This is a genomic window from Chelatococcus sp. KU-N122 (assembly GCF_055391085.1).
Genome location: NZ_AP043981.1, coordinates 7,024,706 through 7,038,370, shown reverse-complemented (window position 1 = coordinate 7,038,370; position 13,665 = coordinate 7,024,706). Strand labels below are relative to the sequence as shown.

At 68.1% G+C, this 13,665-nt stretch carries 14 protein-coding genes and 1 pseudogene; 7 read left to right on the top strand and 8 right to left on the bottom strand.

What is annotated here, in order from left to right; all coding sequences use genetic code 11:
- Window positions 1-25: 25 nt before the first annotated feature.
- From ACZ5PO_RS31800 to ACZ5PO_RS31790, 3 genes are all read right to left on the bottom strand, one after another.
- Window positions 26-838, bottom strand: a complete 813-nt coding sequence (locus ACZ5PO_RS31800; protein ID WP_464186521.1) for an enoyl-CoA hydratase/isomerase family protein — start codon at window positions 836-838, stop codon at window positions 26-28.
- Between the two features lie 150 nt (window positions 839-988).
- Window positions 989-1,165, bottom strand: coding sequence for a hypothetical protein (locus ACZ5PO_RS31795; protein WP_464186520.1), 177 nt, complete (start codon window positions 1,163-1,165; stop codon window positions 989-991).
- A 232-nt stretch (window positions 1,166-1,397) separates the two neighbouring features.
- Entirely contained in the window at window positions 1,398-2,195 is a 798-nt protein-coding gene (locus tag ACZ5PO_RS31790; protein WP_464186519.1) for an SDR family oxidoreductase, read from the bottom strand.
- A 65-nt stretch (window positions 2,196-2,260) separates the two neighbouring features.
- On the opposite strand from ACZ5PO_RS31790, the gene ACZ5PO_RS31785 reads away from it, so the two are divergent.
- The 4 genes from ACZ5PO_RS31785 (at window position 2,261) to ACZ5PO_RS31770 (ending at window position 4,660) form a co-directional block, all read left to right on the top strand.
- Window positions 2,261-2,872 (top strand): TetR/AcrR family transcriptional regulator, encoded by a 612-nt coding sequence (locus ACZ5PO_RS31785; protein WP_464186518.1) that lies wholly within the window; start codon window positions 2,261-2,263, stop codon window positions 2,870-2,872.
- A gap of 123 nt (window positions 2,873-2,995) precedes the next feature.
- Window positions 2,996-3,124 (top strand): hypothetical protein, encoded by a 129-nt coding sequence (locus ACZ5PO_RS31780; RefSeq protein ID WP_464186516.1) that lies wholly within the window; start codon window positions 2,996-2,998, stop codon window positions 3,122-3,124.
- A gap of 64 nt (window positions 3,125-3,188) precedes the next feature.
- Entirely contained in the window at window positions 3,189-4,172 is a 984-nt protein-coding gene (locus tag ACZ5PO_RS31775; protein ID WP_464186514.1) for a zinc-dependent alcohol dehydrogenase family protein, read from the top strand.
- A 41-nt stretch (window positions 4,173-4,213) separates the two neighbouring features.
- A complete protein-coding gene (locus ACZ5PO_RS31770; protein ID WP_464186512.1) occupies window positions 4,214-4,660 on the top strand; it encodes a host attachment protein in 447 nt (148 codons plus the stop codon).
- A gap of 48 nt (window positions 4,661-4,708) precedes the next feature.
- Here the strand turns inward: ACZ5PO_RS31770 and ACZ5PO_RS31765 are convergent.
- The 4 genes and pseudogenes from ACZ5PO_RS31765 to ACZ5PO_RS31750 form a co-directional block, all read right to left on the bottom strand.
- Window positions 4,709-5,823: pseudogene (locus ACZ5PO_RS31765) on the bottom strand (ABC transporter permease).
- A gap of 1 nt (window position 5,824) precedes the next feature.
- Complete coding sequence (gene rbbA, locus ACZ5PO_RS31760) at window positions 5,825-8,605, bottom strand: ribosome-associated ATPase/putative transporter RbbA (RefSeq protein ID WP_464186511.1); 2,781 nt, start codon at window positions 8,603-8,605, stop codon at window positions 5,825-5,827.
- Window positions 8,602-9,669 (bottom strand): HlyD family secretion protein, encoded by a 1,068-nt coding sequence (locus ACZ5PO_RS31755; protein ID WP_464186508.1) that lies wholly within the window; start codon window positions 9,667-9,669, stop codon window positions 8,602-8,604. Before ACZ5PO_RS31755 ends, rbbA begins: the two co-directional genes overlap by 4 nt.
- A gap of 152 nt (window positions 9,670-9,821) precedes the next feature.
- Window positions 9,822-9,965, bottom strand: coding sequence for a hypothetical protein (locus ACZ5PO_RS31750; protein ID WP_464186506.1), 144 nt, complete (start codon window positions 9,963-9,965; stop codon window positions 9,822-9,824).
- A 160-nt stretch (window positions 9,966-10,125) separates the two neighbouring features.
- On the opposite strand from ACZ5PO_RS31750, the gene ACZ5PO_RS31745 reads away from it, so the two are divergent.
- From ACZ5PO_RS31745 to ACZ5PO_RS31735, 3 genes are all read left to right on the top strand, one after another.
- Entirely contained in the window at window positions 10,126-10,935 is an 810-nt protein-coding gene (locus tag ACZ5PO_RS31745; protein ID WP_464186504.1) for a universal stress protein, read from the top strand.
- Window positions 10,936-11,049: 114 nt separating this feature from the next.
- Window positions 11,050-11,487: a universal stress protein gene (locus ACZ5PO_RS31740; RefSeq protein WP_464186503.1), complete on the top strand. Its 438-nt coding sequence runs from the start codon at window positions 11,050-11,052 to the stop codon at window positions 11,485-11,487.
- A 79-nt stretch (window positions 11,488-11,566) separates the two neighbouring features.
- Complete coding sequence (locus ACZ5PO_RS31735; protein ID WP_464186502.1) at window positions 11,567-12,259, top strand: CBS domain-containing protein; 693 nt, start codon at window positions 11,567-11,569, stop codon at window positions 12,257-12,259.
- A gap of 86 nt (window positions 12,260-12,345) precedes the next feature.
- On the opposite strand, the gene ACZ5PO_RS31730 is transcribed toward ACZ5PO_RS31735, so the two are convergent.
- Entirely contained in the window at window positions 12,346-13,611 is a 1,266-nt protein-coding gene (locus ACZ5PO_RS31730; protein WP_464186501.1) for an acyl-CoA dehydrogenase family protein, read from the bottom strand.
- Between the last annotated feature and the right edge of the window lie 54 nt (window positions 13,612-13,665).

Here is a 13,665-nt window from a genome sequence, read left to right as displayed (position 1 = left end):
CGTGTCGCCGCTACAAACGCAGCGTTCAGCTGTTGGTGTAAACCGGCTTCCGCTTCTCGATAAAGGCCTTCAGCCCCTCGGCGAAGTCGTTGGAGCGCGCGCACATGACTTGGTTGCGGTTCTCGATCGCCATGGCCGCCTCCAGGCTCGCCGCGTCGACCGCCATGGTGAGGCCTTCCTTGGTCATCCGCAGCCCCATGGGAGACGTGGCCAGCATCTCGTCGAGATAGGGCTGGGCCGCCGCCTCCAGTTGATCGTCGGGGACGACCTCGGACACGAGGCCGGTGGCCAGCGCCCGCTGGGCATTGATGAAGCGGCCGGTCAGCATCAGCTCGGAGGCCACCGACACGCCCACCAGCCGCGGCAGGAAGTAGCTCACGCCCATGTCGCAGGACGACAGGCCGAGCTTGATGAAGGCGGCGTTCATGCGCGCGCTCTCGCCGGCGATGCGGATGTCCGAGGCCAGCACGAAGGCGAAGCCGCCGCCGGAAGCGGGGCCATGGACCAGCGAGACGATCGGCTGCGGGGCGCGGCGCATCTTGATGTAGACGTCGGCGAGAAAGCCCTGGAAGCCGAAGCCGCCCCCGAACGGCACCTCTTCGTTGCCGCGCTGGCTGCGCTCCTTGATATCGAGGCCGGCGCAGAAGGCGCGGCCGGCTCCCTTCAGCACCACGATGCGGGTGTTTGCGTCATCGTAGAGCGCGCCGAAATAGGCGCCGAGCTCGCGCACCATGCCGGTGGTGATGGCGTTGAGCGAATCCGGCCGATTGAGCGTCACCCAGTCAACCTGGCCGCGCTTCTCGACCCGGATCGTCTCGAATTGGGCATGGGCCGTCATGGGCGCGCTCCTCTCGCGTTCGGCTTGAAATTTGTAACGCGTTCATGGCACCGGCGCCCGCGGACTGCAAATGCGAAAACCGCCGCATCGGGCCCGCGCTCCCGAAGGTGCTGCGGCCGCCGCGCGGGGCGCGGGCGACCGTCAGCGTCGCTAATCGCCCATGTTGCGCAGGCGGCAGTAGCTGCCCTGGTCCGAATAGCCGGCCGGGCAGGAGGTGACGCAGGCGCCCGCGGCGAACTTCTGCCCGCGCGGACATGAGCCGGAGTAGTATTGCGCCATGGCCGGCCCCGCGCCCGACAGCGTGAGCAACATCAGGATGATTGCCATGTACGCACAGCCACGCCAGGTCATGCGATACATGACGACTGGCGTGGATGTACGGCCGATCGAAACGGACATGCTTGGAACCTCGTCTGAAGGTTCCGATAGATTGCGCTATCCGAGCCGGAAACGGAACCGGCCCATCGATCAATTTGCGTATGCGGGGAGGGCAGGCGCCATAATCCGTGCCTGCCGCTCCGCTCCATGCGGGTTGAACGACGTCCGGACCGCTCGGAACCTATGCTCCCAGGCCGGTGCCGAGGTTGCGGCGCGAGGCGTCGCCCAGCTGCGAGCCGCCGTCGCAATCGAGGATCGTGCCGCTGATGTAGGAGGCTGAGGGGCTCGACAGGAAGACGGCGCACTCGGCGACCTCCTCGACCTCGCCCCACCGGCCCATGGCGATACGCGCGTAGTGAGCATCGCGCGTCGCCGGGTCGGGCGCCAGCCGGGCCATGCCCTCGGTGTTGGCGATCGGGCCGGGCGAGATGCCGTTCACGCGCACGTCAGGGCCCCATTCCATGGCGAGCACACGGATCACCTGATTGATGCCGGCCTTGGCCGCGCAGGCGTGGATCTGGAGGGGGACGGCATTGACGGCCTGGCCCGCGGTGATGGCGATCAGCGAGGCGCCGGGGCGCCGCAGCAGATCGTAGCTGCCGCGGAAGACGTTGAAGGTGCCGTTCAGGTCGATGTCGACCACAGTGCGGAAGGCGTTGGCCGACATGCCGTTGGCCGGCGCCAGGAAATTGCCCGCAGCGCCGGAGACCACGATGTCGAGCGGTCCGAAGGTCTGGGCGACCTGCTCCATGGCGCCGCGGATGGCGCCGTACTCGCGCACGTCGGCAGACAGGCCGAGCGCACCGCCGCCGATCTCGCGGGCGGCGTTCTGGGCCTTCTCCGGATTGCGGCCGACGACCGCGACCTTGGCGCCGAGTGTGGCGAAACGCTTGGCGATGCCGAGGTTGATGCCGCTGGTGCCGCCGGCGACGAAAGCGGTCTTGCCGGCGAGAAGGTCGTCCTTGAAGGCGCTGGTCATGGGTTCCATCCTGCTGAACACTGTTCAGCACTTGCCTACTGAACACCGTTCGGTATGACAAGGGGGTGCCACCGCTGCTGACAGACGATCAGGTTCGCGATGCCCGCGAGCGCATCCGCGCCGTCGCCGAGCGGCAGTTCGCCGAGCGCGGCTTCGCCAAGACCTCGCTGCGCTCGATTGCCGGCGAGCTCGGCTGGAGCGCCGCCTCGCTCTACCGCTACTTCCGCGACAAGGACGAGTTGCTCGCCGCCACCCGCACCGCGGCGCTCGATCGCTTCTCCGATCGGATCGAGGGAGCCTATGCCGGGCCGGGTGACCTGTGGGAGCGCTCGCGCGCGTTGGGCCAGGCCTACGTGGATTTCGCCTTCGCCGAGCCGGCCGCCTACAAGCTGATGTTTGCGCTCGAGCAGCCGTCCGATGCGACGTTCCCCGATCTGGCGCGGGCGGAGATCCGTTCGCGGCGTACGCTCACCAGCTATGTGGAGGATATGGTCGCCGCCGGCATGCTGGAGGGCGAGCCCGAGGTCCTGAGCCGGGTCTACTGGGCCGCCCTGCACGGGCTGATCGTGCTGCAGATGGCGGGCAAGCTGAAGGGCTCGCCGCCGTTCGACCTGCTGCGCCACGAGGCGGCGCGGCTGATCACCCGCGGCGCCCGGCCCGACGACGGCCCCCGCTGAGCCGCCGCGACGGCCGCCGCGGGCGTGCGGCGTCACGGCGCCGTAAAAGTTGCGCCTCGCTTGCGCCAGATCAAGGGATGATCGCCGCACAGTGACAAGCTCCTCCAAACAGGAGGAACGGTCATGCCGCTGATCAATATCGCCTTTCTCACGATCGTCGTCGGTGCGTTCGTCGTCTTCGGGCTCGCGCTGGGCTGGGGATCGCGGGCGACCGAGCGCTTGGCCGAGACCCGCAAGCCGCTGGCGCATTAGGGCTGCTGGACGTGCGGCCGGGAGGGCGTAGCCTGCCGCGTGTGCGGTCACCGGAGGCCATGCCATGCGTGCGATGATGCTGCGTAGTCCCGGCGAGCGCTTGTCGGAGGTCGAGCTGCCCGATCCTGTCCCAGGACCGGGGGAGATCCGCATTCGTGTCGGCGCCTGTGGCGTCTGCCGCACCGATCTGCACGTGGTCGACGGCGAGCTGCCGGACCCGGTGCTGCCGATCGTGCCCGGCCATGAGATCGTCGGCGTCGTCGACGCCTTGGGCCCCGGCGTCTCGGCGCCGGCGCTCGGGCAGCGGGTCGGCGTCGGCTGGCTCGGCCATGTCTGCGAGCAGTGCAGCTACTGCCGCAGTGGCCATGAGAACCTCTGCGACGCGCCGCTGTTCACCGGCTACACCCGCAACGGGGGCTTCGCCACCCATGTGGTCGCCGAGGCGCGCTTCGCCTATCCGCTCGAGGGCACCGGCGACGATGTGGCGTCGGCCCCGCTGCTGTGCGCCGGGTTGATCGGCTGGCGCTCGCTGGTCATGGCGGGGAGCGGCAGCAGGCTCGGCATCTACGGCTTCGGTGCCGCCGGCCACATCATCCTGCAGGTGGCGCTCTGGCAGCAGCGTGAGGTCTACGTCTTCACGCGTCCCGGCGACATGGCCTCCCAGGACTTCGCGCGGTCGCTCGGGGCCGCCTGGGCGGGCGCTTCGGGCGAGCCGCCCCCCGAACCGCTCGACGCGGCGATCATCTATGCACCGGCGGGCGAGCTGGTGCCGATGGCGCTCAAGGCGGTGCGCAAGGGCGGCCGTGTGGTGTGCGCCGGCATCCACATGACCGACATTCCGTCGTTTCCCTACCGCTGGCTGTGGGAGGAGCGGCAGATCCTGTCGGTCGCCAACCTGACTCGCGCCGATGCCGCGGAGTTCCTGCGGATTGCGCCCCAAGTCGGCATACAGACCCACGTCACGCGCTATCCGCTCGTCCGGGCCAACGAGGCGCTCGACGACCTGAGGGCCGGCCGCCTGCAGGGCGCGGCCGTGCTCTGCCCTTGAGGCGTTCGGCGCGGCACTCATCCAAAACCTGGAGAAGCAACATGAAACTCAGAATTCCGCACGACGCGTGGGTCGTCGTCTGCGACGGCCGCAAGGCGCTGTTCCTGCGCAACGAGGGCGATGCGACCTACCCGAACCTCAAGGTCGAGTGCGTGCGTGCAGCGCCCGAAAGCGAGCGCACCGCCGCGCTGGGCACCGACCGGCCCGGGCGCCTGCAGAACGAGCGCGGCCCGACCAGCGCCATCGAGGGGACGGACTGGCACGCCCTGGCCGAGCAGGCCTTCGCCGAGCAGACGGCGCGCGAGATCGAGGCGCGGCACCTGGCCGACCGCCACCGGGGCTTCATTCTCGCGGCGCCGCCGAAAACCCTGGCCACGCTCCGCGCTGCCATCGGCTCCCGGCTCGGCTCCGCCCTGCTGGCCGAAGTGGACAAGGACCTGACGCGGCATCCGACCCACGAGATCGAGCGGCTGCTGACGGCCGCCTGACCGCGTCGGGCTTGCCGTGGCGGCCCGGGGGCACCCCGGCCGCCACCGTCAGCCCAGTGCCGCGACCGTGCTGCGGAAGCGGGTGAGGGCGATGGCGAAGAGCAAGGCGCCGATCGCAAAGATAGCGAGCAACTGCGGCCAGACCACGTCGATCCCCGCTCCGCGGAACAGGATAGCCTGGGCGAGCGTGACGAAGTGCGTGGTCGGTGCCGCCAGCATGATCGTCTGCACGAAGTCGGGCATGCTCTCGCGCGGCGTCATGCCACCGGACAGCATCTGCAGGGGCAGCAGCACCAGCACCAGCAGCAGCCCGAACTGCGGCATGGACCGCGCCATGGTCGCGAGAAAGATGCCGAGCGACGTGGCAGCGAAGAGGTGCAGTGCGGCGCCGACCAGGAACAAGGCGATCGATCCCTCGATCGGCACGGCGAGCAGGCCTTGCACAACGATGAGCAGGGCGGCCGCGCAGGCGGCCAGCACCACCAGCCCATCGCCCAGATCTTGCTGGTCATGATCTGGAACGGGGTCACGGGCATGACCATCAGGTGCTCCAGCGTGCCGTGCTCGCGCTCGCGGATCAGCGCGGCCCCGGTCAGCACGATCGCGAGCATGGTGACGTTGTTGATCACCTGATTGATGGCGCCGAACCAGGTACGGTTCAGCTCCGGATTGAAGCGCGAGCGCTGGACCAGCCCCACCGGCAGATCCTGGACGGAGCGGTAGCGCTTGGTGAACTCGCGCACCTCGTCGGAAATGATGGTCTGGATGTAGCCGCTGCCGGTGAAGGCCTGCGACATGCGCGTGGCGTCGACGTTGAGCTGCACCGCCGGGCTTCGGCCCGCGAGCACGTCGCGTTGGAAGTCGGGCGGGATCACCACGGCGAAGGTGTCGCTGCCGGCATCCATGCGCTGGTCCATGCCCGCGAAGGTGATCAGCTCAGGCGGCTTGAAGTAGGGCTCGTGAAAGGCGCGCACGATGCGCTCGGACAGCTGCGAGCGGTCCTCGTCGACGATGGCGATGGGCGCGCGGTTGAGCGTCTCCGGCATCGCCTTGGCCCCGGAGTAGACGGCGATGGTGAAGGCATAGGCGATGAGCAGCAGCATGGCCGGATCGCGCCAGAGGCTGCGCAGCTCCTTGATGCCGAGATGGAAGATGTTGGCCATCTCAACGCTCCTGCTTCGGGAGGAGGGCGGCGGCCAGCCCGAGCAGCACGGGAATGGCAATCAGCAGCGGTACGAAGTAGATGGCGAGATCGCCGAGGCCGAGCGCTTTGGAAAAGGTGCCGCGAGCGATGATGAGGAAGTAGGTGGCAGGGTAGAGCTCGCCGACGAGCCGGCCCGCGCCCTCCAGCGACGTCACCGGGTCGATCAGGCCGGAGAAGTTCACCGCCGGCAGGATGGTGAGCACCGCCGTGCCGAAGATGGCGGCGATCTGGCTCTTGAGGAACGTCGACATCAAGAGGCCGACGGCTGTCGCCGCGGTCAGGTAGCACAGCGCCGCGAGCGCCAGCGTGAGAAAGCTGCCTTTGAGCGGCACCTGCAGGACGATCACTGCGAACAGCACCAGGGTGAGAAAGCTCAGGAACGACAGCGCAATGTACGGCAGCTGCTTGCCGAGCAGGAACTCCAACCGCGTCGTCGGGGTGACGTAGAGGTTCACGATCGAGCCCAGCTCTTTCTCGCGCGCCACGCTGAGCGCTGCCAGCATGGCGGGGATCAGCATCAGCAGAACGGGAATGACGCCTGGCACGATGGCCACCAGGCTCTTGACGTCCGGATTGTAGCGGAACCGCGTCTCGATCGTCGCCAGCGGCTGCAGCAGTTTGTCCTGGCCGCGCGCCGTGGCTTGCGCCGAGAGCCATTGCGCATGCATGCCCTGCACGTAGCCGTTGATCGTCTCGGCGCGCGTCGGCATGGCGCCGTCGACCCAGGCACCGATCGACGGCTTGCGGCCATGCGCGGCGTCACGCGCGAAGCCCGGCGGGATCTCGATGGCAAGGCTGATCTCACCCCGCCGCATGCGCCGGTCCATGTCCTGGTAGCTGGTGATCGGCGGCCGCTCGACGAAATAGCGCGAGCCGGCGATGTTGAGCGCGTAGTCGCGGCTGGCCGTGGTCTGGTCCCGGTCGAGCACGGCGAAGGTCAGGTCCTCCACGTCGAGGCTGATGCCGAAGCCCATGACGAACATGAGGATGACGCTGCCGAGCAGGGCGAGGGTGAGCCGCACCGGGTCGCGCCGCAGCTCCAGCCCCTCGCGGTTGGCATAGCTGGCGATCCGGCGCGGATCGAAGCGCCGCCGCATCGCGGCGTGCGCCGGCACGGTGGCCGCCGCCGGCGTGGGCGTCGTGGCAGCCGCTTCACCCGGCGCTTGGGGCGGGTCGCCGGCGCCTGCATCCTCGAGATAGAGAATGAAGGCGTCCTCGAGGGACTTGGCGTCGCGCCGCGCCACCAGCGCATGCGGCTGGTCGGTGACCAGGACGCGGCCGGCGTGCATGAGCGAGATGCGGTCGCAGCGCTCGGCCTCGTTCATGAAGTGGGTGGCGATGAAGATGGTCACCCCGCCGCTGCGCGACAGCTCGATCAGGATGCGCCAGAAGGCATCGCGGGCCACCGGATCGACCCCGGAGGTCGGCTCGTCCAGGATCAGGATCTCCGGGCGGTGCACGAGCGCGACCGCGAGCGACAGGCGCTGGCGGTGGCCGAGGGGAAGAGCTTCGGGAAACTGGTCGGCGAGGGAGGCGAGATCGAAGCGGTCGAGCATCTCCTCGACACGTCCGGGCATCTCGTCGACGGGCAGCTGGAACAGGCGGGCGTGCAGTTCGAGGTTCTGGCGGACGGTCAGCTCGCTGTAGAGCGAGAAGGCCTGCGACATGTAGCCGACCCGGCGCCGGCTGTTCAGGTCGGCGGAATCCACCGGCTGCCCGAAGATCCAGGCCTGGCCTTCGCTCGCCGGCAGCAGGCCCGTCAGCATTTTCATCGTCGTCGACTTGCCGCAGCCGTTGGAGCCGAGAAAGCCGAAGATCTCGCCGCGCGTCACACGGAAGTCGACATGGTCGACGGCCGTGAAATCGCCGAAGCGCATGGTCAGGCCACGGGCTTCGATGGCGGCTTCTTCGTTGCCGTCCGGGGCGAGCGGCGGGATCACCAGCGGCCCGTAGCCGCCGCGCTTCTGCTCCGGCAGGAGGGCGGCAAAGGCCGCCTCCAGCGTGTCGGCGCCGGTGCGCGCAAGCAGATCCTGGGGCGAGCCGCTTGCCAGCGGCCGGCCTGCATCCATGGCCACGAGCCAGTCGAAGCGCGCCGCCTCCTCCATGTAGGCGGTGGCGACGATCACGCTCATGCCGGGCCGCTCCGCCCGGATGGTGTCGACCAGCTCCCAGAATTGGCGGCGCGACAGCGGGTCGACGCCCGTGGTCGGCTCGTCGAGGATCAGCAGGTCCGGGTCGTGAATCAGCGCGCAGCACAGGCCGAGCTTCTGCTTCATGCCGCCGCTGAGCTTGCCGGCGGGGCGATCGCGGAAGGGCGACAGCCGCGTGCTGGCGGTCAGCGCCGCGATGCGCCGCTCGCGCTCGGCCCTGTCGTGGCCGAACAAGCGGCCGAAGAAGTCGATGTTTTCCGCGACCGACAGCACGGGATAGAGGTTCTTGCCGAGGCCTTGAGGCATGTAGGCGATGCGGGGGCAGACGTCGGCGCGGAAGGCGGCGTTCGCCATGTCGCCGCCCAGCACCTCGACGGTGCCCGTCTGGATCATCCGTGCGCCGGCGATCAGCGACAGCAGGCTCGACTTGCCGACGCCGTCCGGACCGATGAGGCCCACGGTGCAGCCCTGCGGCAGCTCCAGGCTGACACGGTCGAGCGCCGTCACCTTGCCGTAGCCCAAGGTGACGTCGACGAAGCGCGCGACCGGGCGCTGCCGCGCCTGGCCCTCGTCGCCGGCCGTGCCGGTCACTTGGGCAGGCTCACGTTCAGCTGCGCCGGCCAAGCGGCCGTCTGGTCCAGGCGCACATAGGCGGTGCCGGGCAGCCCGGTCTTGACGTACTTCATGTATTCCCTGAGCAGCTCGGGCTTGATGCGCGCCTTGATGCGGAACATCAGCTTCTCGCGCTCCTCCTCGGTCTCGACCGTCTTTGGGGTGAACTGGGCGACGTCGGCGACGAAGGAGATCTCGGCCGGGATCACATACTGTGGCACGGCATCGAGGACGATGCGACCGTCGGTCCCGAGCGCGATTCGGCCGGCCTGCCGCGTCGGCAGGAAGAAGGTCATGTAGACGTCGCTCAGGTCCACCAGGTCGAGCACGACACCGCCGGCGCTCACCACCTCGCCGGGATGGGCGACGATGTACTGGACGCGCCCGTCGCGCGGCGCGCGCAGCGTGCTGTCGTCGATGTCGGCCTTGATGCGCTCGATCGTGGCCTTGGATGCCTCGACGGCGGCGCGGGCCGAGACCACTTCTGCGCGCGCGTTGCTGATGGCGGCGTTGGCCGCGGCCACCTGGGCCTGGGCGGCGGCGAGCGCCGCCTTGCCGCCCTGGAACGCCGCCGTGGTGTCGTCCAGGCGCTGAATCGAGCCCGAGCCGCTGCTGGCCAGCTCCTTGGCCCGCGACAGGTTCTTCTCCGCTGAGTCGAGCTCGGCCTGGCGCTGGGCCACGAGCGCCGTGGCCGCCTGCTGCTGCGCCTCCTGCTGCTTGACGGCGAACGTCGCGGTCTCGACGCTGATCTGGGCTCGCTGCCAGTTGGCCGTGGCCTCGGCGAGCTGGGCCGTCAGCACGGCGGTGTCCATCTTGGCCAGCACCTGGCCGGTGGTGACGAACTCGCCCTCGCGGGCCATGAGCTCCGCCACCCGGCCGGCGATCTTGGCGGCAACGTTGATTTCCGTGGCCTCGATGCGCCCGTTGCCGCGGGCAAAGCCATCGGGCAGATCGGCGGGGCGCAACCGATCCCAGAGGCCGTAGCCGATTGCGGCCAGGATGGCGACGATCGCCAGCAGCCGAAGCGCCCTCGATGCAGTCATGGGTTAATCTATCCTCTGCTGGGAGCACCCGGCGGGACGGAGTGCGGCCGACTTCGCGCCGACCGACGCCATAGCTCGCCGATCAGCGTCCGCCAAGGCGGGCGATCAGCCGAGATGAGCAATCAAAAGGCGAGCAATCAAAAGGCGAGCGGTCAACTGCGCCGTCGTGGCGGCGAGACCTGAATCCGCACCGGGACCCGGGCCGCTGCGTTCTCGGCGGTCATCGATCGCGTGAGCGCAGCCAGAAGAAGGACGGCCGGGATGCTCAGGAGCCCCGATATCAGCATGTAGTCCATGGTGTCCTCCGCGTCGCGATCGACGCTCCACTTGGCCGCCCACCGCCGTTGGCGCGTTGAGCTGAATCAAAGGAGCTGCGAGACTGCCGCCGGAGCTTGACCTCGGTCAATGCTCGTCGCAGCCGGACATGCAACCTGCTCCGAGAATGGGAGCGCTCCGATGTCATACCGAAGCGTCATGGTCGCGGTGGACCTGGGCTTGAGCGCGGCGGATCGCGTGCAGCTTGCGGCCGAGCTCGCCGAGCGCTTCGGCGCGGTCCTGATCGGCGTCGCCGGTCGGCAGAGGGATTTCTTCACTGTCGACCCGGAGGGCTGCCGCGAGAATTCGGCCCGCCTGGAAGAGCACAATATCGCCGCCGACCTGGAGAAGGTGGAGCACATCTTTCGCGATCGGGCGGGGCAAGCCAGGAGCGAGTGGCGCGCCGGCGTCGACGTTCCCGTGAGCTTCGTCGCCAGGCAGGCGCGGTGCGCCGATCTGGTCGTGCTCGGTCAGAACGGTATCTACGACGATCCGGGCCGGGCCTTCCGGATCGACCCGGGCGAGGCGGCGCTGACGATCGGCCGGCCGGCGCTCATCGTTCCCGCCAGCACCCGCTACGTCTCCGGCCGGCGCATCGTCGTCGCGTGGAAGGACACCCGCGAGGCGAGGCGGGCGGTCCTCGAGGCCTTGCCGCTGCTGAAGGCGGCCCACGCCGTCTCGGTGCTCTCGGTCGGCGACCCCGGCGATATCGAGAGCGCAAAGGACGTCGCCGCCTACTTGCAGAAGCACGACGCCAAGGCGACGGCCGTGATGCGCCAGGGCAACGACGCGGACGCGGCAGCGCTGATCATCTCGGAGGCCGAGAATTTCGATGCGGACCTGGTGGTCATGGGCGCCTATGGCCACAGCCGTGCGCGCGAGTGGATCTTCGGCGGCGTCACGTGGGACCTGCTGCGCAACGTGCCCTTCTGCTATCTCGTGGCCCATTAGCGCGGCGCGGCCGACGCCCCGCGCTATTTGACGCGCATCAATTCAGCCGGCGCCACAAGGGGGATAATCAGTAGGCAACGAAGGCCCATCAACTCAGGCGGCGAGGGGACGAAAATGTTCAGTCATGTCCTGATCCCGACCGACGGCTCTCCGCTCTCGACTGCCGCATTGGACAAGAGCATGGAGCTCGCCAGAGACGCGGGTGCGAAGGTGACCGTCTTGACGGCCGTGGAACCGTTCTACCTCCTCTCCGCGGACCCCGAACAGCTGCGATGGACGCGCCCCGAGTACGAACGCCATGCCCATGACCAGGCTGCGGCTATTCTCGCGGATGCCGAGCGCAAGGCTAAGGAGCTGGGTCTCGATTGCGAGACGGTGCAGGTCGAGCGGGACGAGCCCTACCGAGCCATCGTCGAGACGGCCGAGCAGCGCGGTTGCGATCTGATCGCCATGGCATCCCATGGGCGGCGGGGCGTGGCCGCTGTCGTCCTCGGCAGCGAGACCACGAAGGTGCTGACGCATTCGAAAATCCCGGTCCTGGTCTATCGTTGAGCCCAGGTAGCTTCATTCCCGTCAAGCGCACTGTCGCCTCGGCCGAACGAACCGACGGTGATACCAAGGAGGCGACACCATGCAGGTGAGCGACGTCATGACCCTGGGGGCGGCGACGGTCCGCTTCGAGGCCACCGTGCTGGAAGCAGCACAGCTCATGCTGCGCAACCGCATCAGCGGGCTACCGGTCCTCGACAAGGACGAGCGGCTCGTCGGCATCGTCACCGAAGGCGATCTGATCCGGCGGGTCGAGCTCGGCACCGAGCGCAAGCGCGCGCGGTGGCTCGAGTTCCTGACCGATCCGGGCCTGCGCGCCGACGAGTACGCGCACGCGCATGGCCGCACGGTCGGGGACGTGATGACGCGCGCGCCCGAAGCCGTCGGCAGCGAAACACCGCTCCACGAGGTCGCGGACCTGATGGAGAGCCGCGGTTTCAAGCGGCTGCCCGTGGTCCGCGACGGCAAGGTCATCGGCATCGTCAGTCGGGCCAATCTGCTGGCGGCGCTGGTGCGGCGGCTCGAAGCCATGCCGACGCCCGTCGAGGACGACGCGGGCATCCGCGGCCGCATCGTCGAGGAGGTCGACCGGAGTGGATGGGCTGCGAGCGATGCGATCGACGTCGTCGTCCGCAACGGCAACGTGGAGCTGACCGGCACCGTCGGCGACGACCGTGTGCGCAGTGCCGTCCAGGTGGTGGCCGAAAACGTGGCGGGGATCGGACGGGTGACGAACCGGATCGAGGTCATTCCCATCGTTTTCGCCTGGGCTTGAGCGCGGTGGGGGCGCCTGCGCGGCGCCGTCGGTTCTTGGTTGGGCTCGCGCGGCGTCCGAGCGACGCCCGCTCGGCGCCGTAGGCATTAGACAGCGGTTTGGCCGGACTGCGCTGCTTCGGCGGCAGGGCTGACCCCGACGTCGTCGCCGGGGACGAAGATCGGCGGCGGCGTGCCGTTCAAATGAAAATCCCCAATGCGCCGAGCCTTGTAGAGATGGGGATTGTGAGACGATACGGCGCGCGCGTTGCGCCAATATCGATCCAGCCCCGCTTTCGCGTCGATGGCCGAAGCACCGAGCGCATCGAAGAGCTGCGACGTCGCGCCGAGGACCAGGGGAATCAGAACCACCTGCGCCGAGGAAATGGCGATATCCGATTTGATGTAGGCCTCGTCCGTCGTGGCGGCGTGTTCACCGTCTTCATTCCACCGATGCCAGGCGTCTTCGAGAGACGCCGCGGCGCCCAGCACTATGGAACGCGCGGCGCCGGCCACGGCGACGATCTTGCCGACTTCGGCCTGAATGATCGGATCATTGCGTGCCAGGTCGCCCGATCCGGTCGAATAGATACGCCGGCGTGCCGCGACCCTTTCTGTAACGTCGCGCGCCGCCGCGGCCGCGATGCCCGCAAGTGTCGCGAGATGGACCAGTTGCGGGAAGTTGCTTCCCGCCCTCGTGATCCCCTTGTCCCGTCTCAAGATTTCGTCGGTGTGAACGACGACGTCCTCGAAGATCGACGTGCCTGTGGCGGTCAGGCGCTGACCAAAGCCACCCCAGTCATCGACGAGCGTGACCCCCGTCCTGTCCGCGGGAACAATCACCGTGACACGCCTGCCATCATGATCGACCGCCGCCACGGGAATCCATTGGGCATATAGACTGCCGGTCCCGTACGCCTTGCGGCCGTTCAGCCGGTAGGTTCCGTCGACATGGGGCACGACCTTCGTCCGGATCTCCCCGATCGGAGCGTCCGGCGGCTCGGTCGTCGCATTGCCGAACAGATCGCCGCGCGACACATGCTCGAGCCAGATCTTCTGCTTCGCCCCCTCCGAATTGAGAACCAGATGCTCGACATGATGAAAATGAAGCCGCAACGACTGCGGCAAGTTGGAATCCGCGGCACCCAGCTCGATCAGCAACTGAAACAGTTGCACGAGCGAGGCACCATAGCCGCCTCGATCTACGGGAATGCGCAGCGCACCAAATCTATGGTCTCGCAACCATCCCATCTGCTCGAAGAGCAGGGTTCGCTCAAGCTCTCGCGAGACCGCCTTCCGCCGTATTTCTTCAAATACCGGCTTGAATTTATCAAGTAGTTCAGCGTCGCTTGGCCGATGATGATTTAATGTCACTCACTGTCTCCACGGTTGGCTCGCAGAGTGCATTCTTGAAGGCCGACCTGTGCT

Bases quoted from the DNA above. Each gene is read 5' to 3' on its own strand.
- ACZ5PO_RS31800 (WP_464186521.1), bottom strand. From the start codon at position 838: ATGACGGCCCATGCCCAATTCGAGACGATCCGGGTCGAGAAGCGCGGC.
- ACZ5PO_RS31795 (WP_464186520.1), bottom strand. From the start codon at position 1,165: ATGGCAATCATCCTGATGTTGCTCACGCTGTCGGGCGCGGGGCCGGCC.
- ACZ5PO_RS31790 (WP_464186519.1), bottom strand. From the start codon at position 2,195: ATGACCAGCGCCTTCAAGGACGACCTTCTCGCCGGCAAGACCGCTTTC.
- ACZ5PO_RS31780 (WP_464186516.1), top strand. From the start codon at position 2,996: ATGCCGCTGATCAATATCGCCTTTCTCACGATCGTCGTCGGTGCGTTC.
- ACZ5PO_RS31775 (WP_464186514.1), top strand. From the start codon at position 3,189: ATGCGTGCGATGATGCTGCGTAGTCCCGGCGAGCGCTTGTCGGAGGTC.
- ACZ5PO_RS31770 (WP_464186512.1), top strand. From the start codon at position 4,214: ATGAAACTCAGAATTCCGCACGACGCGTGGGTCGTCGTCTGCGACGGC.
- ACZ5PO_RS31755 (WP_464186508.1), bottom strand. From the start codon at position 9,669: ATGACTGCATCGAGGGCGCTTCGGCTGCTGGCGATCGTCGCCATCCTG.
- ACZ5PO_RS31750 (WP_464186506.1), bottom strand. From the start codon at position 9,965: ATGGACTACATGCTGATATCGGGGCTCCTGAGCATCCCGGCCGTCCTT.
- ACZ5PO_RS31745 (WP_464186504.1), top strand. From the start codon at position 10,126: ATGTCATACCGAAGCGTCATGGTCGCGGTGGACCTGGGCTTGAGCGCG.
- ACZ5PO_RS31740 (WP_464186503.1), top strand. From the start codon at position 11,050: ATGTTCAGTCATGTCCTGATCCCGACCGACGGCTCTCCGCTCTCGACT.
- ACZ5PO_RS31735 (WP_464186502.1), top strand. From the start codon at position 11,567: ATGCAGGTGAGCGACGTCATGACCCTGGGGGCGGCGACGGTCCGCTTC.